Origin of the sequence: Mariniphaga anaerophila (assembly GCF_900129025.1) — a bacterium.
Taxonomy (GTDB): Bacteria; Bacteroidota; Bacteroidia; order Bacteroidales; family Prolixibacteraceae; genus Mariniphaga; species Mariniphaga anaerophila.
Genome location: NZ_FQUM01000007.1, coordinates 95292 through 118200, shown reverse-complemented (window position 1 = coordinate 118200; position 22909 = coordinate 95292). Strand labels below are relative to the sequence as shown.

The window sequence follows — 22909 nt, the reverse complement described above, 5'->3', positions numbered from 1 at the left end:
GTTTTCGTTGATTTACTGCAACAAAACCCTTGTTGAAGTTTTTCAAGTTAAAGAACCTTTTTCATTGCCAAAACCAGTATGGAAGGCTCAAATTTTTCCTGTAGATTTGCAGCAAAAAATAAAACACATGGAAGAACTAATCCGAAAAGTAATACTCAGTGAGTCCGAAGCCATAAAAAACATCCCGGTAAGTCCGGCATTTTCTGATGCGATTGAAATTATTTTCAAGCACGTTCACGAAAAAAAAGGAAAGTTGGTGGCCAGCGGAATGGGAAAAGCCGGGCAAATTGCAGAAAATATTGCAACCACTTTCAGTTCAACCGGAACTCCGGCAGTTTTCTTACATCCCAGCGATTCGCAACATGGCGACCTTGGCGTGGTTCAGGAAAATGATGTGCTGCTGCTGATTTCCAATTCGGGAAAAACCCGCGAAATTATTGAACTTGTCAGCTTGTCGGGCGAACTCTATCCGGGATTGCCCCTAATTGTTATTTCAGGAAACCCCGAAAGCGAGTTGGCAAAAAATGCCGATGTATTTATTTTCACCGGGAATCCTGCCGAAGTATGTCCGCTCGGCCTGACACCAACCACCTCAACTACTGCAATGACTGTTATTGGCGATGCCTTGGTTGTTGGCATGATGACAAAAATTGGATTTACCAGCCGCGATTACGCAAAACGGCACCACGGCGGTTACCTCGGAGACAAATCGCGTTCGCAGGCAGGAACAGAATTTTCAAAATAATAAAGCGTTGATAAGTATGCGAATCACAAAAGAAAACACCGTTGGGCTAATTATCGACATTCAGGAACGACTTTTCCCGGCAGTGTGGGAAAAAGAAATGTTTCTGAAAAATTGCCAAACGCTAATACAGGGATTAAACGAACTGGGAACTCCACTCGTTGTTACTCAGCAGTACACCAAGGGGTTAGGTGAAACAATAGATGAAATTAAATCATTAATTCCTGATTTTCAATACATCGAAAAAAGAGATTTTAGCTGCTGCGACGAGCCACTGGTTATTGAAGCACTTAAAACACGCCAGGCCAAAAACGTAATTATTTGCGGCGCCGAATCGCATGTTTGTGTGCTCCAGACGGCCATCGATTTAAAAGAGGCAGGATACACCCCGATTATCGTTTTGGACGGGGTTTCATCGCGCACTGCCGAAAGCATTGAAATTGCAAAAGAACGGTTTCGTTTTGAAGGAATTATGATAACTTCGGTTGAAGCAATTTTATTTGAATTAACCCGTACATCAACGGCTCCGGAATTCAGAGCCATTTCGAAACTGGTTAAATAGCTGTTCGCAGTTTGTGCAAAAAGAAACAACCGCTACCCCGTCATTCAGAAGAAAAAACTCTATTTTCGGGGCCTCAAATAAAAAAACCATATTAGCAAATGAGCGGATTTTTTGGCGTTATCTCTAAAACCGACTGTGTTTCTTCTGTATTTTACGGAACAGATTACCACTCACACCTCGGGACCAAGCGTGCCGGACTTGCATATTACAACCCGAATGACGGATTTCAAAGGGCTATTCACAGCCTGGAAGACGGCTATTTCAGAACTAAATTTGAAAACGACCTCGTTGACTTCAGCGGGAACGGAGGAATTGGAGTAATTAGCGATACCGAAGCGCAACCCCTGGTTACCAACTCACATCTCGGAAAATTTGCCATTTCTACGGTTAGCAAAATAGGAAACGCCAACGAACTGGAAAAAGGCTTTCTGAAAAAACATCGTACGTTTTCAGAAACCAGCCAGGGCAGCGTAAACCCCACAGAGCTAACCGCCATGCTCATTGCCGATGGGGAAGATTTTATTTCGGGAATTGAAAATGTTTTTGCAAATGTTAAGGGATCCTGCTCTATTTTAATTCTTGCTGAAAACATGATAATTGCCGCGCGCGACAAACTCGGCCGCACTCCTGTAATTATCGGAAAGAACGGCAATGGTTTTGCGGTGACTTCTGAAACAAATGCGTTCCCCAATCTCGACTATAAAATTGAAAAATTTCTGGGCCCCGGAGAAATCGTTCGCATTACTGCCGACGGGTACGAACAGCTTCGTAAGCCGGAGAAAAAAATGCAGGTCTGCTCGTTTCTGTGGGTTTATTACGGATATCCGCCATCGTATTACGAAGGAATTAATGTGGATGAAGTGCGTTACCGCTGCGGGGCTGCACTGGCTCGGAAAGACGATGTGGAAGCCGACTTTGTTGCCGGAATTCCGGACTCCGGACTGGGACATGCCATTGGATACAGCAACGAACGAAAAATACCGTACATGCGTCCGTACGCCAAGTACACACCTACCTGGCCACGCAGTTTTATGCCGCAAAACCAGGTTACCCGAGAGTTGGTCGCCAAAATGAAACTGATTCCAAACCCTGCAATTATCAAGGGGAAACGGGGTATTTTCCTCGACGATTCCATTGTACGCGGAACACAGCTGAAAGACAACACGCGCGACCTGCACAACGAAGGCATCAAAGAAGTGCACATGCGCATTGCATGCCCTCCACTAATTTATCCGTGCGAATTTCTCAACTTTTCGCGTTCCAGGCAGGCGCTTGAACTGGCAACCCGTAAAGCTATCACCCAGCTTGAAGATGGGAAAGAACCCGATCTAAAAAAATATGCCAATCCGGAGACTGACGAATACAAAGCAATGGTAAACCAAATTCGTAAAAACCTGGGGTTAACTACGCTGCAGTTTCAAAAAATGCACGATCTTGTAGAAGCAATCGGGTTGCCCAAAGAAAAACTTTGTACGCACTGCTGGGATGGAAGCAGCTATTTTTAAAAAAAATCTATGCTCGAAATATGCGCCATAGCTTCGGGAAGTAACGGAAATTGCTACTATGTAGGCAACGAAAAGGATGCGGTTTTGATTGATGCCGGGATTTCCTGCAAACAGATACTCAAACGAATGGATGAACGGGGGCTGAATCCCTTAAAAATAAAAGCAGTATTTATTTCGCACGAACATAGCGATCATGTTCGCGGAGTGAGAGTACTGGCAAAGAAACTAAACGTCCCGGTTTACTTTACCGCCAAAACTTTTTACGCAGCCCACAAAACAATGCAGCCGGCCTACCCGCGATTTTTCGAACCGGGAGAATCCATTAACACCGAGGAATTCACCATCCACTCTTTTCTAAAAAATCACGATGCATCAGAGCCGTGTTCATTTCGTATTGAATACGCCGGGAAAAACGTTGGCGTATTTACCGACATTGGCGAACCCTGCGAAAATGTGATTACACACATTGGGTTATGCAATGCCGTTTTTCTGGAATCGAACTACGACGAAAAAATGCTGGAAACCGGACCGTATCCATACTATTTAAAACGGCGCGTTGCTTCTTCGCATGGCCATTTATCAAATGTTCAGTCATTTAAGTTGCTTAATGAAAATGCCGGCGCCCAATTAAAATATGTGTTTTTAAGTCACCTTTCCGCAGAAAATAATACACCTGAAATTGCGCTGGCTGCCCATCAACCGAACAGATCGAAGTATGAAGTACGGCTTACTTCCCGCTTTGGTCCCACTGATGTTTTTGTGCTGTAAAAGAGACGGGTAGAAAAAGAACGAAACTCTTTACAAACAAGCACCTCTCCCTGAGAAAGGCCAGTCGCTTTATCGGGAGTCAATTTTTCAGCAGCCAGACATCACAAATTTTCGAGTGATAACGCCAGTTCAAATGCGCCTCCTCCGGTTCGTCAAAAGTGATAACGATTCTACCGTCGCTTACATATTTATTCGATAGATGAAACTCTTTGAATGTCTCCATTTCCTTTGGATATGCTCCCGGCGCAATCCGTTCGCCGTCAACACGCAAAAGGGCATCCCCCTCCCCTGCAATGCGAACAGTGTAGGTTGCTTTAGGATCAAGCCCTTCGTAAATCAGCTTGGGAAAGTTTTGATACACCTGAGTTGACAACCGTTTCCGGCTCACCCCCTGATCCCACCAAGCATAACTATTGGATTTTCGATATTGAAGTTGTACGCGCGGGCTTTGCGAAATATCAGAAATATTATCGTAAAAGCTACCATGCCCAGGATTACCCCATGTGCGGATTATTTTCAGCCGAGCCAGCTTCTCCTCTTCTGTCTTCATCTGCTTTATCTTCGTAAACTCATCTTCAAGCCACCAGCGATTGTTTAGCGGGAAATCGACAAAATCGAGTACACAACCGCGTTCAGAACCACTTCCGTGGTATTTTTCAACGCTGGTTTGCATTCCTATTAGTTGATAAAGCTGTTCGCAGTATTCTTCAATTTTTACTTTCACATGCTGATTTACAGGTTCTGTTTCAGCTTTATAAACTTCTTCCTGTGCCTTTTTCATTGCATTGTCAGCCCCAATTTCTTCTGCAGCAAGCAATATTTTGGTGGCCTCATCTTCCAGCCCTTTCTCATAAATTTTTCGATGACGGGTGTAAGCATCGTAATGAGCACGCATTACCAGCTGCACCCACCGCCAGTTGTTTTTCAATTCGGGGTGCTGTTCTTCCAGCGTTTGCCACAGATGAAAAGTTGCTTCCACTGCGCCGTTTTGTTCCAACGGGCCATTCCAGTTATTTTCTAAAGCAAGGATAGCGTCAGCTACGTTTTCTCTGGGCTCCAGTCCAAAAAAGAAACGGGAATAATCTTCCAGAATCTGTCGGGCATCCAACTCAGAGTTCCAGTCAAGGCATGTCCACAACACTTTGTTCACATCATCGTGCACTCCGTCAGAATACGTTACCGAACCATTGGTATAAGGCTCAGTGCTTTTATGAACCGATGAGTAAAAACAAGGCTGCGGATTACATGGTTCCCGCCCCAGGGTAAGAGCAAACGCCTGATCCCACTGCGCAACCGGATACTGACAGCGCACAGTATGCGTAATATCAGGATAATGGCGGTGACGATATTTTTTATCCAGGCGAAAACGGGTAGTTGCCATATCCGGGCTTCCCGGCCCTGAAACAACCCCGGCAAGCCAGTCGGGCGAATATGCTTCGAGATAATGAAAAAAATAATCGGTCTTCTCACTGTTAAACCCCTGCAACGAAACCCAGACTCCCGCTTCCGGATGATATTTTACTAATTCTGAAGCAATTGCTTTTAAAAACGGAATCACATATTTGGGATGGTTATGCCCGGGATCTCCTCCCGGGACAAAAACACCGTTTATGCGGGAAGTTTTTTTATAATACGCAGCATGCTTTTTTACCTCGTTTTCAAATTGTTCAGGATCAGACAAATCTACAGTAGCTGGCGTCCAAACCCAATAATCAATATTGTAATTTTCGCAGATCGTGCTCATTTCCACATTCATCTCTTCCCACGAAATTTTAACATTAGATCCCGGAACCTTATCCTCAAACGGAATATTTTCGATGCTGTTACAACCAAAAATCACCAGTTCCCTAATGTATTTTTCGAATTGAGAAACAGTCCACGAATCGCAGGTATTATTGGTGTTCCGAAACCCCAACTGGTGTCCTCTGATAGAGTATGTCGGAGAAGTTGAAATTTCGTTTTTCTTATCAAAAAAGATCTTCTTTGAAGCGAAATGCGCAGTTCGCAAAAAGCGACCAACCGCGTACAGCAATCCGCGAGTATCATTTCCGATAAGCCACAATGCATCTTTTCCTTCTGCCTGGTTAAGCAAAATATGAAACCCTTCTGCCTTATTTTCAATGCATGAAGTAAGTGCCGGCATTTCTATTCCGCTCAGTTCGCTTTGTGACGAAAGCGTTAGCAAAATTACGGGAGCTTTTCTATCCCATCTTTGCATCTCTGTCAGTAAAATTCCGGTACGTTGCTGCACCTCTTCACGAAGCATCTTCACTATTGTTTCGCGAACCGGCGACGGGACATCCGAATCCATTACAAATGATGTTTCTGAAAAATCCACTGTTTGTGAGCGAACACTCCATATTGCACAAAAAGAAAATGCAAAACAAAAGATTAAACATAAAAGTATCTTTTTCATTTTTAAAGGAAATTGCATGGGTAAAAAACAAAAACAGGCAGCAGAATAGTGCATTAGCAGATTCTACACTCAAAAATAAAAAAAGAGGTTGCTCTCACTCAATACAAATTAAAAAGAACAACCTCTCTCTTACAAACGGAAAACGCGATTTAATATGGCTTTCCTGTTCCCTGCAACAACCAGGTTTTTGAGTAACTATGATCACTGGATTGATTTGAAGGAACGAAACTGGTTTTTTCCAGCTTATTCACAGCTTCTTCGTACTTTTCTACATATTGAGGATCAGCAAATGGTTCCGGATAGGCCAATCGCAATGGCAATGCAGGTCCGTATGCCGGATTTGCAGCCGGCTCAAAGTCAGGATACCCGGTTCGTCGCCAGTCGAACCACGGCTCTGCCTGTAACCACAGAGCGATCCATTTTTGTGTCATTACAAGCTCGTGCTTATTGGTAATGGAAGAACTGCTGTAGTTAACTGTTGATTGATTGTAGAACGACTCGAAATCAAAACCCTGGGCCTGCGACAATATTTCATACTGTTCCATAGATGCCTCAATTCCTTTTTTGTAATGCTCTTCCACATTCGACACTCCGTAATCTCCTAAAAGAGCTGCTTCGGCTAATATAAATTCAACCTCGGCATAAGTAATCAACGAAGGGTTAACAAAGTCATTACTGTTCTCAAAATAGATGGGGGTTAAATATGAAATATATGCGCTTCTTTCGTCGGGATAATCCCGGATACCATCGCCTCTGTTGTAGTTCCCCAAAAACTCAAGGTCGTCGTATCCAATAGGTAATCCGACATAAACCGATGTATCAAGACTCGTATCATCAGTTGGCAAAATTGTCATCTGATAAGTGTCACCAAAAATATCCACGTAGTCTATTGTTGATTCCTCTGTAGCGTTGAAATCCCATTTCCTTTCCACCGGATTTACCCAACGTTGAAGCCGTGGGTCGTTCCTTTCTTTCAAGTAATCAACCAGCGGTTGTCCGGGTTTAAATGCATAGGGCTTATTGGAAGATCGGATGGAACCCCCAACTGCAGAATTCTCATCAGCGAGCCCCAAAAGCACCAGTGTTGCATTATCGGCATTGCTGCCAAAAACTTTGCTGGCTGCATCCTGAAACTCAGCTGCCGTATTTATACTCAGCTCGCCCTTTTTGTTGTGTAACCTCAAACAGTACCTCAACCTGAGCGAATTGGCAAATTTTATCCATTTATCCCTGTCGCCGGCATAAAGCAGGTCGGAAGAAGGTAAAACACTCAGTTTTGAATCCAGCCCTTCCAGAATTGTGGAAGCCGTTTTCAAATCCGTTAAAACTCCTTCGTAAACATCTTTTTGCGCGTCGAACTTCGGAAACAATAAACTCGTACCGGCTTGTAACGATTCGGAATATGGGCAATCGCCAAACAGGTCTGCAATCAAACCAAAAGTATATGATTTCATGATTAATGATGCAGCCATAAAGAACTGGTTATTCTCTTTTTCGCCCAACTCATACATCAACTGATTGGTTCTCATTATATCGTAATATCCGCTCCACGAACCTTTTCCCCACTGATAACAGTTTTGATTTGCGGCGTTAAACTCTGTGCCTCTTTGAGTGTATTGCATAGCTCCGGCAATATCAGTGTGTTCATTTGTAAGCGAATAAAATCGCATTGCGGTTGTTGAGATAACATAAGAGAGCAGGTAATTTGGCGAAACTTCTTCGGCGTTGTTCGGACTCACATTCATATCATCAAAATCAGTGTAACATGACTGTATTATTTGTCCTAAAAATATAATTATTAATATCAAGCTTATTTTTTTCATGACTGCAACAATTAGAATTCAACATTAAGTTTAACACCAAAAGAACGAGTCCAGGGCGTAACATTATAGTATTCAGCTCCCTGAATCCATGAACTCCCGCTTGAAATAAATGCAAGCTCCGGGTCAACAGGTATTTGCGCTTTTGTCCAGGTAAACACATTTTGCGCTATTACCGACAACGACACATTGCTCAAACTGGCTTTTCTCGCCAATTGCTGAGGAAATTTATACGTCAGCGACAATTCTCTTAGCTTTACATAAGTTGCGCTATAAATATTATTGCCCCCATAATATCTGGTAGCGTATTTATTTGCATCAAAAGGAGTCATCCAAACGGTTCCCGGGCCTCCAAGATTTTCAATGTATCCTCCTTCTCCGTCCTCGCGGACACCGGGAATAAAACTGGCGTCATTCACGTAAATCGTTTCCCCGGTATTTTTATCGATGTACGACCGCGAAGCCTGGGTACTTTCATCCGGCCAGGGAAATCCGCCATAATCTCCGGTTCGGCCTCCAACCCACAGGTTAAAATACATATCCGGATTGTCTTTAATTTGTTGAACGATGTCCTTGTCCGGGTCATAACCTACACCGGAAAAAGTTTCTTCTAACCAACCGTTATTCCGGAAAAACTCCATAGACCTGGAATAGAATTCACCTCCAGACCTCCAATCAAAATTAGCATAAAGGCTGAAGTTTTTATACCGGATTACAGGCTGAATCCCCATCAAAAAGTCGTGGTTGAAGTTTCCTACTTTTTCAATGCTTTCTTCTCTGTTATCAAGTTGCGCACGTCCGTTTGCAGCAATAATAGGATACCCATAATAAGGAGAACTTTCGTCTTCAACTTTCAAATATGGGTAAGCATAAATATCGCCTATGTCGTCGCCAACATAGCTTCTGAGCCGCACCTGCCCCACTGAGCCAAACTGATAAAAGGAAATGCCTTCTGCCAGTTCAACTATTTTTGTCCTGTTCCGGGTTAATGTTAATCCCAAATCGGCCGAAAAATCCCGTTTTCTTACGAGGCTCGTATTTAATGAAATGTCCCATCCTCTGCCCCGAACAAGCCCGGCATTAATTTGCTTTGCGGTTGCGCCAGATTCGTTTGGGGTAGAAATACTGAGCACCTGATTTTTATTGTCGACCACATAATAAGTTGCATCCAGGTTGATACGATTATCAAACAAAGAGAGATCCAGCCCAGCTTCTTTGGATGTTGCTATTTCAGGTTTCAACTCGGGATTTCTTAATGTTCCCGGCATGTACATTCGTTTTGCCTCGCCCCAGTCGCTGGTTGTGGCATAATACTGAGCCAATGCGTAAGCTCCTACATCGTTACCAACCTGAGCGTACCCTGATCTGATTTTCATCAAATCGATCCACGAAGGCAACTCCAGCATCTCGTTAACCAACAAACTTAACGAAGCCGACGGATAGAAATACGACCTGTTATCTTTGGGCAATGTACTTGACCAGTCGTTTCGTGCCGTCAAATCCAGATAAATCATATTTTGATACCCCATGGAAACAGAACCATACACACTGTTAACTGCTTTTTCTCCCCAGTAGCTGGAGTAAGAAACCGTTCCCGGCACTCCGTTAGAAATAGTAAATAGTCCCGGAAGCACCAGTTGTGACGCACCGTTTGAAATGGCGTCGTTATAGTTGTAACGCAAGTTTCCTCCAAGGTTAGCAGTAAGGCTTAATCCGTCAACAATGCTTTTATTGTAGGTAAACATAGCCTCCCAATTCTCTTCTTTTGCGAGCGTTCTCTGAACAGAATACGCTCCCCTGCTATTATCGTAGTCACTCCAGGCAACTTTCGCCTCATTCCGCTGATTTATCACATTGGTAAGATACCTGGCCATAAAACTAAATCCTTCAAAAAACTCCCAATCCAGTTGTAGTTTTGCCATGGTTTGGTTACGTTTAAACCCGGTCAGGTTTTCATAAATATTGAAATACGGATTGTTTTGTTTCGGCTTGGTTTTTCGCTGCTGAATATTTTCCTGTCCCTCCAGCCAGTAATCCTGCAAATCCAAAACATTAACCTGAACTCCCATTTCGAGAACTGATCTGGAAGGATCCCGGCGACCTGTACTGATGTTTTGCCGGTTGTCTGAACCCGCTTCTGAAATATTAACAGCGGCACTTACCTTCAGGTTATCTGTCAGGTTATAGTTTCCATTCACCCCGATTGTTTTTCTGGCATAATCGGTGTTAGGCAGAATGCCTTCATTGGTCATATTACCAAAAGAAACACGAAAATTTGCTTTATCGTATCTGCCTTCGAAAGCCACGTTGTTTGACTGGCTAAACCCGTTCTGGTAGAAATCCTGCTGCCTGTTCGGATACGCAACCAACGGCTGCAACGATGTGCCATCGTTATTCAACAGCGATTTGTCCCACTGGTAAGAATCCGGGTATGTTCCATCAAGAATAGCGCCCCACGATTCATTTTCCTGTTCTCCCAGGTTATGCGCACCGGCTTTGCCCGAAGCAAACATCGACTGAAACGGTATAAAGTGATAGGGGTTATCCAGCACATATGAAGTATTGAGCGAAACGCCAATTCCTTTTTTCGCACCTTTGCCTGATTTAGTAGTAATAAGAACAACTCCGTTTCCAGCTCTTGACCCATAAAGTGCAGCAGCGCTGGGGCCTTTTAAAATTGACATGGACTCGATATCTTCTGTGTTTAAATCAGAAATAGCATTTCCCATATCTGCATCCTGATAATTGTTGTTGATTCCATTGTCCACAGGCACCCCGTCAATTACAAAAAGAGGTTGATTTTTTGTGTTTAATGAGCTGGCTCCCCGAATAACCATATTTACAGAAGACCCCGCAAGACCATACATTTGTGACACCTGAACGCCGGCAGCTTTTCCGGCAACAGCATTTAACACACTACCCATTGGAGTTTCATTCAGATCATTTCCGCTAACTTCTCCCACCGAATATCCCAAAGATTTTTTCTCTCTTGTTATACCAAGAGCCGTTACAACAACGTCATCCAGCCCGATAACATTTTCAACCATTGTTATATCGATAACACTTCTCCCGTCAATTGGTACTTCCTGTGTTTGCATTCCCACAAACGAAAATACCAGTATAGCATTGTCCTGACTGACAGAAAGCGAATAGCTTCCGTCTATGTCAGTAACCGTTCCCTGGTTCGTTCCTTTAACTACAACTGTCACTCCCGGCAGGGGCTGGCTCCTGTTATCGGTTACACCTCCGGAGATTCGTTGCTGTTGCGCTAACGCAGTTGAACCTCCATGAGCTCCGGCCAACTCTATGTCATTGGTAAACAAAACAACATGGCTCCCTATAACGCGATGCTCAATCTTGTCGCCCAAAAGACGATCGAGAATTGTCTCAATAGTTTCATCGTTGGCTTCAAAATTGACAAGTGAATCTACTTCCACCACATTATTTTCATACATAAACGAAAACTCAGAATTGTTTTCGATAAGCTCTAATACGCTTTTTATACTCGCGTTATTTAAAGAAAAAGTCAGTTTTGTACTTTGCGCATAACTCTGTTCGGCCATGCTGCTTAAAAGTCCTAGTCCACAAATAAGTACAAAAATCAGTTTCATGGTAATCAAAATTTTAAACAGATGAGGAAAAACCATGCTTTCCCCTTCATTCTCTTTTTTTTTCATACTTTTGTTTCGGTTTGTGCAGTTACCCGGGAAGGCACAAGCGGCAATTTGTTTCTTTCACCAGGTTTCTGCGATTAAACAATACAATTTTATAGGTACAGACCTGCTCATGTGGGTCTGTATTTTTTTGATGTAATTGTCTGTCAGGTATCTTTCATAGGCAATAGGTTTACTTTAGTTAATATATCTAATTCTTACATCTTTCCCGTTTATTTCGTATGCAATAGGTGTAATAATTTTAATCTTCTCCAGAATTTCCGTTAACGACTCTGTCTTTATTTTAAAAGTATAGTTATGTTTTCCAATCATTGATTTTTCGATGTTTATGTTAACGCCATACCATCGTTCAAGGTATTTTACCACTTCAGTTAAAGGAGTATTGTCAAACTTCAACTCATTGTTTTTCCACGAGCTGACAACATCCGGTTCTGCATTTACAACAGACAATTTGTTGGTAGTTTTGTTCAGCACTGCCTGTTGCCCTTTTGTAAGTGATTTCAATGCCTTTTGCGAGTCGCCAACACTCACCCGTCCGCTACTAACAGTCACTTCTTTAGTATTGTCATCCGCGTAATTCTTCACATTAAAAGAAGTTCCATAGACGTCAACAAATAGAATTCCGGCTTTTACCCTAAACATTTTCGAACTGTTTTTTCGCACCTCAAAAAACGCTTCGCCTTCCAAAATAACTTCGCGTTCTTTTTTGTTAAAAACACCACTATACTTGAGGGTTGAGCCGGAATTTAACCAAACCAATGAACTATCGGGTAACACTATCATAGTTTTTTGCCCCATGGGAGAAATCACCTCTGTACTTTGTCGTTGGTAAAACATATTGCCGGAATGATAAAACCAGAGAAAGAAAAAACTCATTATCACAAAAACGAGGGCAGCAGCCACATAGCCATATTTACTATAAGAGGGTTTGGGTTTCGCCTGCGAAAGTTCAATACGGCTGTTTATCTTTTCCCAGGCTTTTTCTTTGTTAGGAACAAAATACTCGGGGGCTGAAGTAGTCACCCTTGCAATATTTAATATCTCGGAAAACACTTTTCGATTCAATTCACTAGTTCCCAACCACTCATCGAGTTCTAACGATTCTTTCTCTGTAATACTTTTACGAATCTTCTTTATAATTACATTCCAGGGTATATTCTCATTCATTATCCAATCCATCTTATATTTTGAAAGGCACATAACTTTTCCTGTACCCCCATATCAATTCCTTTTTTTTAGAAAAAAATGTCAAATATGAATAAGTGATTGGATTAAAGAAGATTAAATACTAAACGAGATATAGATTAAAAAGAACATAAAAATTTCGTTATAGTATGGTTTGAGGTATTCTCTTAGTTTTCTAAAAGCAGTCCCCATTTGATTCTCTACTGTTTTTGCCGATATATTCAGTTGCTCGGCAATTTCCACATAAGAGAGCTGCTCGTTCTTAGCCAGTTTGAATACTTTTCTGCACTCAGGCGGTAGTTTTTCCACGGCACTTCCTATGATATCACGCAGTTGCTTTACATCAACCGTATTTTCCTGAATCTCATAGGATGACTCTGCTCCAACGGCCAGCTTCTCATGAATTCCCTGATGATTTTTCTCGTTGCGTAGATAATTAAGGCTTTTGTTTTTGGAGGCCTTTAACAAATATGATTTCACTGACTTTTCGATTGAAATACTCTCTTTTTTCTCCCAGAAATAGACATAAGTGTCTTGTACAATTTCCTCAGAAACCACGGGATCTTGCAGGTAAATGTTAACCAAATTACAAAGGTCAGTATAGTATTTCTCAAAAAAGAAACGAAAGGCAATTTTGTCTCCTTCAGCCATTCGGCGAAAGATAAACTGTTCCTCGTCGTTCGTTTTTTCCATTATCATTTAGTTTCATTAAGCGTTGCATATTCTCAAAGGTATAGTTTTTAGTCAAAAGAATTTTAATAGTTATTCGAATTTAATGTTATTAAACCGGACAAATGTTGTTCGTCAATAATAGAGCAATAAAAAAGTAACGGCTTCATTTCCCGCGGGAAATGAAGCCGTTACTTTTATCTCTTCCAATAACTATTTTCAATTTTCATTAATCCCTGCTGGCCAGTTTCGACAACAACCTCAAAATTTCAAGATAGAGCCAAACCAACGTTACCATTAAACCGAAGGCGCCGTACCATTCCATATATTTAGGTGCGCCTTGTGCGGCGGAAGTTTCAATAAACGAAAAATCGAGCACGAGATTTAGCGCAGCCACTGCAACCACAACCAAACTAATGCCGATACTTAAATTACTGTTTCCGTAAAGAAAACCCAGCTGCGCACCAAACAGCCCGGCGATGAAACTCACAAAATAGACCAACGCAATACCGGCAGTTGCGGCAAACACACCCAGCATAAATTTCCGGGTTACCTTAATAATCCCCGACCGGTAAAAAAACAGCATGGCTGCAAAAACTGCTAAGGTAAGCGCAACAGCGCGCATCACGATACCGCTATACATCGACTCAAATACCGCAGACAAACCCCCCAACAACAACCCTTCAAAAACTGCATATATTGGTGTTGATACGCCGCCACTTTTTGGACGAAATATGGTTACCAACGCAGTAATAAATCCGCCAATTCCGCCAATGGCCAGCCACGGAACCACAGCCGACATTCCCGACTCGGGAGTTGCTGCATTAAAAAACTTGTTCCAGGTAAATAAGGCTGCGGCAATAACCAGCAGCAACGACAACGCCGTTTTGTTTACCGTGCCGTTTACTGTCATTACTTCCGATGAAGCGGTTGCATGTTCCCTGTTAAAAACCCTTTCGCTTAAAGCCGGGTTCGAACTTTTCGTCAGATTCATCATATTGGTAATTTTAAATTTTGAATTTTCCTGGCGATAGAATAACAAAAAATCTGCCACACAGGTTTTACTGACAAACTTTCAAGTTTCTCAAAAATTTAATTTGCTCCCATAAATTTCGGAAACTGCACAGTAGAATAACTCAAATAATTTGCTGCTTGCTTTGAGGCTACTGCAACTGCTCTTTCAGAAAGTTGGTCATCCGGGTGTAGAGATGCATGGTTGTATTTCCTCCGCGAATGCTGTGGTTGCGGTTGGTATAAATTGCCATGTCGAACTGCACGCCTGCCTGCACCAGCTTTTCAGTAAACTCGTAGGTATTTTGCACGTGTACATTATCGTCGGCAGAACCATGAATAATCAACAACCGTCCTTCGATGTCTGCGGCGTGGGTCAACGGCGAATTATCGTCGTACCCTTCCGGGTTTTCGCGCGGAGTACGCATAAACCGTTCGGTGTAAATTGTGTCGTAAAACCGCCAGTTGGTAACCGGTGCCACGGCAACGCCGGCTTTAAACAGTTCGCCGCCTTTCTCCATAGAAAGCAGGGTCATAAATCCGCCGTAGCTCCAACCGAAAATGGCAATATTCCCGGCATCCACAAAGGGCAGCGAGCCCAGGTATTTTGCAGTTTCAACCATGTCGTCCGATTCATATTTTCCCAGCTGCAAATAAGTTGCTTTGCGGAAATCCTCGCCACGGGCTGCCGTACCGCGCGGATCAACAGAAACCACCAGAAAACCTTCCTGAGCAAGATACTCATTCCAGCCAATTCCCCGCCACGAGTCGGAAACGCTTTGCGAATTGGGGCCGCTGTACTGGGTAATCAAAACCGGGTATTTTCTTGACTGGTCGAATTCAACCGGTTTTATCATATAACCGTTCAGTTCAAATCCTTCAGAAGTTTTAAATGTAAAGAACTCCTTTTTCGGAAGGCTGAATTTCTGCATTTTATTTTTCAGCAAAGTGTTGTCTTGCAACACACGAATGAGATTGTTCTTTTTATCGTGCAGAGTAATCAGCGAGGGCGACTGGCTGCTGCTGTAATAATTCACATAGTAATTAAAATTCTTGCTAAAGTCGGCCCTGTTGGTTCCCTCAAGCGTTGAAATCTTTCCCTGTTTTTTTCCGTCTTCGCTAATAAAATACACTTCGCGACGAAGAGGCGATTGGGCAGCTGCCTGGTAATAAAAAACTTTTTGAGAGGGGTCGTATCCATAAAAATCGGTTACGTCAAATTCCCCTTTTGTAATTTGTCCCTGCTCAAATCCCAGCCTGTCGTACATGTACAAATGCGACCAGCCGTTTCGTTCGCTTTTCACAACAAACCGGCCATCGGCAAGGTAAGTAAATGCATCCAGAAAATCTTCGCTGATATATCGTTCGTTCTTTTCAGTATAAATAGGGCGGGTTTCGCCGGTAAACGGGTTGGCATACAAAATGTCGAGCACGTTTTGCCGGCGGTTCATACGCATAACAACCAAATCTTTTGAGTCGGGCGTCCAGTTTAATCGTGGAATGTAAATATCAGTTTTATCACCAATCTGAACATCAATAGTAAGTTTTGAGTAAAGTTCGTAGCTTTTAACCGAAACAGTAGAGTTTGTTTCGCCGGCTTTAGGGTACTTGAAAGTTTCCTTCCCGGGATAAAGTTTGTTTTCTTCAATAACCGGTTTTTCGCCTGCGTACATGGTCATGCTGTACTCGGGAACTGCTGTTTCGTCGAACCGAATAAATGACAGGAACTTACTGTCTGGCGACCACCAAAATGCTTTATTAAACCCGAACTCTTCTTCATACACCCAGTCTGGCGCACCATTTATTATTTCATTCTTTTTTCCGTCCCACGTAACCTGGCTCTCGCTGCCAAATTTCAGATTTTTAATGAAAAGATTGTTGTCGCGCACAAAAGCCACCCGGTCTCCGTCGGGCGAAAAAGTAGCCAGTTGTTGCGCACCATTTTCCGAAAGCGCCGACAACTCTTCTGTTACCGAATTCCACACGTAATACTGCGCTGTATAAGAATGCCGATAAATTGGTTTCACATCTGTTGTGAGCAGAATTTTGGTTTCATCCTCGCTAAATTCATAATCCAGAAAAGAAGAAATAGGCGCCCGGTCAATTTTCGTAATGTCAAACAAAACATCTGTAACTTCACCGGTTTTATAACTGTTCTTCACAATTTTGGTGCGCCCTTCCAATGTCGAGTAGTGCTCGCCATCATTCATGGAACGCAACCCGGTAACCGTTTCCGACCGAAACGTGCTGTACGCAAAAATGTCTTCAAGCGTAATTTTCTGGCCGGTTTGTGCCTGCAAAACCAAAACCATCACCCCTGCCAGTAACGTTAATCCTATTCTTTTCATCTGTATAAAATTTTTTGATTTCTGAATGTTCAAAAAAGTTGAAGACATTCAGGAACTCACATAAATTTCAATCATTCATGTTTGTGAATTTTGAATGACGAAAATCCATGTTCATTTCATATTTCCGTTTTTGAACTCTTAATCTAATTAAATATCAATGCTGTGGCGCCAACCTATTTTCTATGGCTTTCAGCATCAAAAGTCCAAAAATAGTCAGAATTTAATTTGTAATGAAATCAAACTGCTTTAAACCAACTCTTCCATTTTCACCAACTCGCCCTCCAGCGAAAAATCGGAGGAAGCTGTGATTTTCACATCCACAAACCGGCCGGTCAGGTCTTCGTTTTCAGCGGGAAATCGCACTATCAATTTTCCTTCGGTTAACGCAGTTAAAAATCCTTCTTTTCGGTCGGCACCCCTGACCAGCACCCGTAACGTTTTATTCAGCAGGCGCTGATTGTATTCGCGGTTGTGCTTGCGCAGCTCTTCCGTGAGTTCGTGCAGCCGGCGCTTTTTCTCCTCCTGCGGCACATCGTCGTCCCAACGGTGACTTGTAGCGCCCGGCCGGGGAGAATAAATTGCTGTGTACGACATGTTAAACTGAAACTCTGCCATGGCTTTCCGGGTATTTTCAAACTGCTCCGGGGTTTCGCCGGTAAAACCAACAATAATGTCAGTAAACAAAGTGGCATCGGGCAAAATACGACGGATGGAATGAACAATTTGCCGGTACTTTTCCATGTCGTGCTTCCGGTTCATACGAATCAATACTTTATCGTCGCCACTTTGCATGGGCAGGTGAATTTGCCTGGCCAGCACCGGATATTGTGCCACAACTTCAATCACATCGTCAGTCATGTCGCGTGGGTGCGGCGACGTAAAATACACCCAAAACTCTTTATGGGTGCGGTTGCCCAACTCTCCTATCTGCCTCAGCAATTCCGGAAAAGTAATTTCACCTCCCTGCTTGTCGAGACCGTAAGAATTAACATTTTGCCCAAGTAGCGTAATGGATTTGTATCCCTGCGAAACCAGCAGCGCCACTTCTGCCAAAATATCTCTTGACGGCCGGCTCACCTCGCGCCCGCGCGTAAACGGCACCGCGCAAAAGCTGCAAAATTTGTCGCATCCGTTCTGAATGGGAACATACGCCTCAAACCCCGATTGATAAGATGGTTTTACATTCCAGAATTCTTCTATATTCTCGTTATGCGGATCTATCCCCGGGCTCAGGTGAACAGGAGTTGTTACGCCATACCGGCTAATCATTTCGGGCAGTTTCGGCAAATCTTTCATTTGAAAAGTAATGTCGAAGAGCTTCAAAAATTTTTCGTGGTCGTTGGGCAAAATGCATCCCGAAATAAAAGTAACAAGGTTTTTGTGGTTCTTCCACTTGTTCCATTTGTAGATGCGCGAGTAAACTTTATCGATGGCTTTTTGCCTTACCGAGCAAGCCAGAATTCCGATGAGCCCGGCTTCTTCTTCGTTGTCAGTCCAGGTATATCCTGCTTTATCGAGCACCGAAATCACCCGTTCGCTGTCCGAAAGGTTCATCTGGCACCCCAACGTAATTACATGGTATTTCATTTTTCTATTCTTTTGGTGTAACAAAAAACATCATTGCTGCGCAGCTTCGCACAACTTCACGTCGCTTGTTACTCTAATCATTTTATTTGGATGTGAAACCGTTCTCATTTCACTCGCTTCAAAAATAAACTTCCGAATAAATATTTCGAACCGGAATTCCTTTCCCGGTGAGAATATCAAAAGCTTCGTAAATCATTGCGCTGTTGCCGCACAAAAAACACTGGGTGTCATTGTCCAGTTCCTGCGTGCATAAATAATCGGTTATCCTGCCGTTAAAATCTCCCGTTTTATCAACAGAAGTACAGAGCGTAATTTTCTGTTTCTCAAAAATCTGATGTTCGTACGCTTCTTCTCGAAAACGCACCCCGTGAACCAGTTTGTAGTTCAGCTCAGAATAAGTTTTCACAAAGCTGTGGAACGGACTAATTCCCGTGCCGGTGGCCAGAAACAAAAATTTCTGTACAGGAAACAGGGTTGGTTGAAATCGAAAAAAGCCATGTGGCCCGTCTATTTCCAATTCATCTCCCGGCTTCATCTTTTTTAATCGCGGCGTTACTTTCCCCGAGGTCACCTCGCGCACCAGCACTTCCAGGTAATCATCCTGCTCGCCGCTGTAAACTGAGTATTCTCTTTGTTCGATGGTGCCGGGACGGCGCAAAATCACAAATTGCCCGGTCTGAAAAGGCAACCCTTTCCGTTCTATCCGCAATACAAATGTTGATTTTGTAAGATGCCTGACCGCTATAATTTTATGCTTTTTCAACTTTTACATTTTTCCAACAAGAGGACAAAAATATAAAAATATCTTTTAAGGATAATTATAATGATTGATTGGCGGAAAAATGAGAGCTTTTTCTTCAATCTGTTTTATGCCACCTGCTTTGTGTAGATCAGTTCCAGTATTTTTTCCAGACAGCGGGCATCAACACTCGAAAAAGAGGCTTTTTCTTTGCTATCCACATCCAGAACGCCAATCACTTCTCCCCTGTTATTTTTTAACGGAACTACAATTTCGGAATTCGAGCGCGAGTCGCAGGCAATGTGTCCGGGGAAAGCGTGCACATCGTCTACCACCAGTGTTTTTCTTTGGTTAAAAGCCGCCCAGCAAACGCCTTTGTCTTTTTCAAGAATCTGGCAGGCAACAGGCCCCTGATACATGTTCACGGTCATTTTCCCTTGGTCAATCAGGTAAAAACCCGTCCAAAAATAGTAGTCCATTTTATGGTGCAACACTGCAATAATTGTGGCCATGCGAGCCGAAGCATTATTACTTTTCGCAACCAGTTCTTCCAATTGTTTATAAATGCGTTCGTAGCGCCCTTCTTTCTTTTTTTCTTCCATTGCGTTACTTGTTTCTGGTACGAAATAACAAAAAATGATTTAGCTAAGTTGAAAATCTAAAGTATTAATTTATTGCTTCTATACGCTAAACTAAAAGCAGCTGCGCCAATGCTAAGCAGGTTGGTTGTTCAACGCTGGCAAACCCAGCAACGTTAACAGGCTGGCAACTTGTCAGCGTACACAACTCCTTACAACGTAAATACACAATTGAAACGGCTCGTGCTTTTTTCATGTCTTTCGTACTTTTTCTGTATTTTTGCGGCTTAATAAAAAAGGATATGGCACAAAAACCTTCGATACCAAAAGGTACCCGCGACTTCTCACCGGCTGAAATGGTGAGACGAAATTATATTTTCGATACGATAAAAGATGTTTTTAGGTTGTACGGATTTCAACCCATTGAAACGCCGGCCATGGAAAACCTTTCTACGTTAATGGGAAAATACGGGGAAGAAGGCGACAAACTCCTTTTCAAAATATTAAATTCGGGTGACTTTATTTCGAAAGTTCCGCAGGAAATGCTGGACGAAAAAAACTCAAATAAACTCACTGCAAAAATTTCAGAAAAAGGGTTGCGTTACGATTTAACCGTCCCGTTTGCCCGCTACGTGGTGCAATACCGCAACGATATTACGTTTCCTTTTAAACGTTACCAGATTCAACCGGTGTGGCGTGCCGACCGGCCGCAAAAAGGACGTTACCGCGAATTTTACCAGTGCGATGTGGATGTTATTGGCAGCAATAGCCTGCTAAACGAACTGGAGCTGGTGCAGATAATAGACAATGTTTTTGAACGACTGCAAATTAATACGGTCGTAAAAATTAACAACCGGAAAATACTGGCCGGAATTGCAGAAGCCATTGGCGAAGCCGACCGCATGGTTGATATTACTGTGGCCATCGACAAACTCGATAAAATCGGGTTGGAAAAGGTAAATGCCGAAATGCTGGAAAAAGGTATTTCGCAGGAAGCAGTAAATAAACTTCAGCCTATATTAACCCTGGAAGGCAGCACTGCCGAAAAACTTCAGCAAATTGAAACGGTAATCGGGGAAACAGAAACAGGCGCAAAAGGGATTGCCGAGATGAAAACCCTGTTTGGTTACATTGCCAAATTCAACCTGAAAACCGATGTGGAACTTGACCTGACTCTTGCGCGTGGACTGAATTACTACACCGGTGCAATTTTCGAAGTAAAATCGAAAGACGTACAAATAGGAAGCATTTGCGGCGGTGGCCGTTACGACGATCTGACCGGCATTTTCGGCATGCCCGATGTTTCGGGAGTTGGCGTTTCTTTTGGCGCCGAACGCATTTACGATGTGCTTACCCAGCTCAACCTGTTCCCCGGCGAATCGCTTGAAACAACCAAAGTACTGTTTGTAAACTTTGGAGAAAAAGAAGAAGCATACTGCCTGCCGGTTCTGGCGCAATTGCGAAAAAACGGTGTAAACGCCGAAATTTTTCCGGAAAGCGCTAAAATGAAAAAACAAATGAATTATGCCAACCGGAAAGATATTCCTTTTGTTGTGTTGGCCGGCGACAATGAAATTGAAGCGCAAAAGTTTACGCTGAAAAATATGGAGACCGGAGAGCAGCACCTGGTAAGTGCTGAAGAACTGACAAAAATCGTTTGCAGTTAATAAATCTTCTGCGAAATTGCTCGGAAAATAAGAGCAATGAAAAATCAGATTTTTGAAATAACTCCCTCCAACCTCAGTTTTGAGGATGTTCAGTTTATTCTCGAAAACGATGTAAAACTACAGCTTTCCGGAGAATCAATCCGCCTCATTCGGAAAAGCAAAGAATACCTCGATAAAAAACTGGAAGAAGCAGAAAAACCACTGTACGGAATTAACACGGGTTTTGGAGCATTATGCGACATTGAAATTTCCAATGCCGAGCTTAGTAAACTACAGGAAAACCTGATTCTTTCGCACGCCTGCAACGTTGGCCCCGAAGTTCCGGGAGATGTGGTAAAACTGATGCTCTTGCTTAAAGCCCACGCCCTGGCAAAGGGAAATTCTGCAGTGCAACAGATTACGGTACAACGAATTCTCGATTTATTCAACAACAATATTTTGCCGGTGGTCTGCGAGCAAGGGTCGCTGGGAGCCAGTGGCGATTTAGCCCCGCTTGCAATGCTTTTCCTCCCGCTTATCGGGTTGGGAGAGGTGAATTATGAAGGAAAAAAAATTAAGGCCTCTGCCATTTTGGAAAAGTTTGGCTGGGAGCCGGTTAAACTGCAGGCCAAAGAAGGGCTGGCCCTGCTGAACGGAACACAGTTTATGGCTGCCCACGGAGTTTATTCATTGCTCAAAACGTTCCGGATTACCGATCAGGCCGACATGATTGGGGCACTTTCGCTCGATGCATTTGACGGGCTGATTGAACCTTTCATGGAAAACATCCAGCGCATCCGCCCGCACAAAGGACAGGCAAAAACCGCGGCCAACTTCAGAAATATTCTGGAAGGCAGCCAAATGCAGAACCGGTTCAAAAAGCACATTCAGGACCCCTACTCCTTCCGATGTATTCCACAGGTTCACGGGGCAGTGCGCGACGCGGTAAATTATGTAGCCGGCGTTTTCGAAACGGAAATCAACTCGGTAACCGACAACCCGACGGTTTTCCCGGATGACGACCAGATTGTTTCCGGCGGAAATTTCCACGGTGAGCCACTGGCACTGGCTCTCGATTTTCTGGCTATGGCATTAAGCGAGCTGGGCAGCATTTCCGAACGGCGCACCTACCGCCTGATTTCCGGCGAACGCGGACTCCCGGAATTTTTGGTAGCTAACCCCGGGCTCAATTCAGGATTTATGATTCCGCAATATGCGGCCGCTTCTATTGTTAGCCAGAACAAACAACTCTGCACCCCGGCATCGGTAGATTCCATCCCCTCTTCTAACGAGCAGGAAGACCACGTAAGTATGGGCGCCAACGCCGCTACCAAAGTTTTAAAGGTTGCCTTAAATACGGAAAAGATTTTGGCTATTGAACTCTACAACGCCGCGCAAGCGATGGATTTCAGGCGGCCGACAAAAACATCGCCGTTTCTGGAAAACTTCATGCAGGAATACAGGCAATCGGTTGAATTTGTTCAGCAGGATGTGTTGATGTACGAAGGGATTAATAAAACAATTGCGTTTTTAAATACCACAGAAAAGAATCATCTGTAATAGTAGCCTCCTTCCGGGAAAAGTGGAATAAAAACAAATTTGCCCGTTTTATTCCGCTTTTTTCTGTGAAACCAAAAACAGAGACGACAAAAATTTATG

16 protein-coding genes are annotated in these 22909 nt (G+C 43.2%); 6 read left to right on the top strand and 10 right to left on the bottom strand.

From position 1 onward, the window contains the following. The first annotated feature begins 127 nt into the window (after positions 1-127). From BUB08_RS15000 to BUB08_RS14985, 4 genes are all read left to right on the top strand, one after another. The gene (locus BUB08_RS15000) at positions 128-745 is read left to right on the top strand and encodes an SIS domain-containing protein (protein WP_073002825.1); all 618 of its coding nucleotides are present in this window, start codon (positions 128-130) and stop codon (positions 743-745) included. A 16-nt stretch (positions 746-761) separates the two neighbouring features. Further along, positions 762-1304 carry a hydrolase gene (locus BUB08_RS14995; protein WP_073002716.1) on the top strand — a complete coding sequence of 181 codons (543 nt, stop codon included), beginning with the start codon at positions 762-764 and terminating at the stop codon, positions 1302-1304. Between the two features lie 98 nt (positions 1305-1402). Further along, a complete protein-coding gene (locus tag BUB08_RS14990) occupies positions 1403-2809 on the top strand; it encodes an amidophosphoribosyltransferase (RefSeq protein ID WP_073002715.1) in 1407 nt (468 codons plus the stop codon). 9 nt (positions 2810-2818) lie between these two features. Then, on the top strand, positions 2819-3577 hold the full coding sequence (locus BUB08_RS14985; RefSeq protein ID WP_073002714.1) for an MBL fold metallo-hydrolase: 759 nt from the start codon (positions 2819-2821) through the stop codon (positions 3575-3577). Positions 3578-3656: 79 nt separating this feature from the next. Here the strand turns inward: BUB08_RS14985 and BUB08_RS14980 are convergent, their stop codons facing one another. The 10 genes from BUB08_RS14980 to BUB08_RS14935 all read right to left on the bottom strand — a co-directional run bounded on the left by BUB08_RS14980 (position 3657) and on the right by BUB08_RS14935 (position 19628). Continuing rightward, positions 3657-5888 (bottom strand): hypothetical protein, encoded by a 2232-nt coding sequence (locus tag BUB08_RS14980; RefSeq protein WP_139249731.1) that lies wholly within the window; start codon positions 5886-5888, stop codon positions 3657-3659. A 254-nt stretch (positions 5889-6142) separates the two neighbouring features. Further along, entirely contained in the window at positions 6143-7816 is a 1674-nt protein-coding gene (locus BUB08_RS14975) for a SusD/RagB family nutrient-binding outer membrane lipoprotein (RefSeq protein WP_073002713.1), read from the bottom strand. Positions 7817-7827: 11 nt separating this feature from the next. Beyond that, positions 7828-11490: a SusC/RagA family TonB-linked outer membrane protein gene (locus BUB08_RS14970; RefSeq protein WP_139249730.1), complete on the bottom strand. Its 3663-nt coding sequence runs from the start codon at positions 11488-11490 to the stop codon at positions 7828-7830. A 174-nt stretch (positions 11491-11664) separates the two neighbouring features. Further along, positions 11665-12666 (bottom strand): FecR family protein, encoded by a 1002-nt coding sequence (locus tag BUB08_RS14965; RefSeq protein ID WP_073002712.1) that lies wholly within the window; start codon positions 12664-12666, stop codon positions 11665-11667. Between the two features lie 102 nt (positions 12667-12768). Then, complete coding sequence (locus tag BUB08_RS14960; RefSeq protein ID WP_073002822.1) at positions 12769-13365, bottom strand: RNA polymerase sigma-70 factor; 597 nt, start codon at positions 13363-13365, stop codon at positions 12769-12771. 205 nt (positions 13366-13570) lie between these two features. Beyond that, entirely contained in the window at positions 13571-14338 is a 768-nt protein-coding gene (locus BUB08_RS14955) for a Bax inhibitor-1/YccA family protein (protein WP_217651629.1), read from the bottom strand. 166 nt (positions 14339-14504) lie between these two features. Beyond that, complete coding sequence (locus BUB08_RS14950) at positions 14505-16700, bottom strand: S9 family peptidase (RefSeq protein ID WP_073002820.1); 2196 nt, start codon at positions 16698-16700, stop codon at positions 14505-14507. 246 nt (positions 16701-16946) lie between these two features. Beyond that, entirely contained in the window at positions 16947-18287 is a 1341-nt protein-coding gene (gene miaB, locus BUB08_RS14945; protein ID WP_073002711.1) for a tRNA (N6-isopentenyl adenosine(37)-C2)-methylthiotransferase MiaB, read from the bottom strand. A 118-nt stretch (positions 18288-18405) separates the two neighbouring features. Then, entirely contained in the window at positions 18406-19050 is a 645-nt protein-coding gene (locus BUB08_RS14940) for an FAD-binding oxidoreductase (RefSeq protein ID WP_083570791.1), read from the bottom strand. A gap of 104 nt (positions 19051-19154) precedes the next feature. Beyond that, positions 19155-19628: a GAF domain-containing protein gene (locus BUB08_RS14935; protein WP_073002710.1), complete on the bottom strand. Its 474-nt coding sequence runs from the start codon at positions 19626-19628 to the stop codon at positions 19155-19157. Between the two features lie 278 nt (positions 19629-19906). Between BUB08_RS14935 and hisS the strand changes: the two genes are divergently transcribed. Continuing rightward, positions 19907-21271, top strand: coding sequence for a histidine--tRNA ligase (hisS, locus tag BUB08_RS14930; RefSeq protein WP_073002819.1), 1365 nt, complete (start codon positions 19907-19909; stop codon positions 21269-21271). 36 nt (positions 21272-21307) lie between these two features. Further along, complete coding sequence (hutH, locus tag BUB08_RS14925; protein ID WP_073002709.1) at positions 21308-22810, top strand: histidine ammonia-lyase; 1503 nt, start codon at positions 21308-21310, stop codon at positions 22808-22810. Positions 22811-22909: the final 99 nt, after the last annotated feature.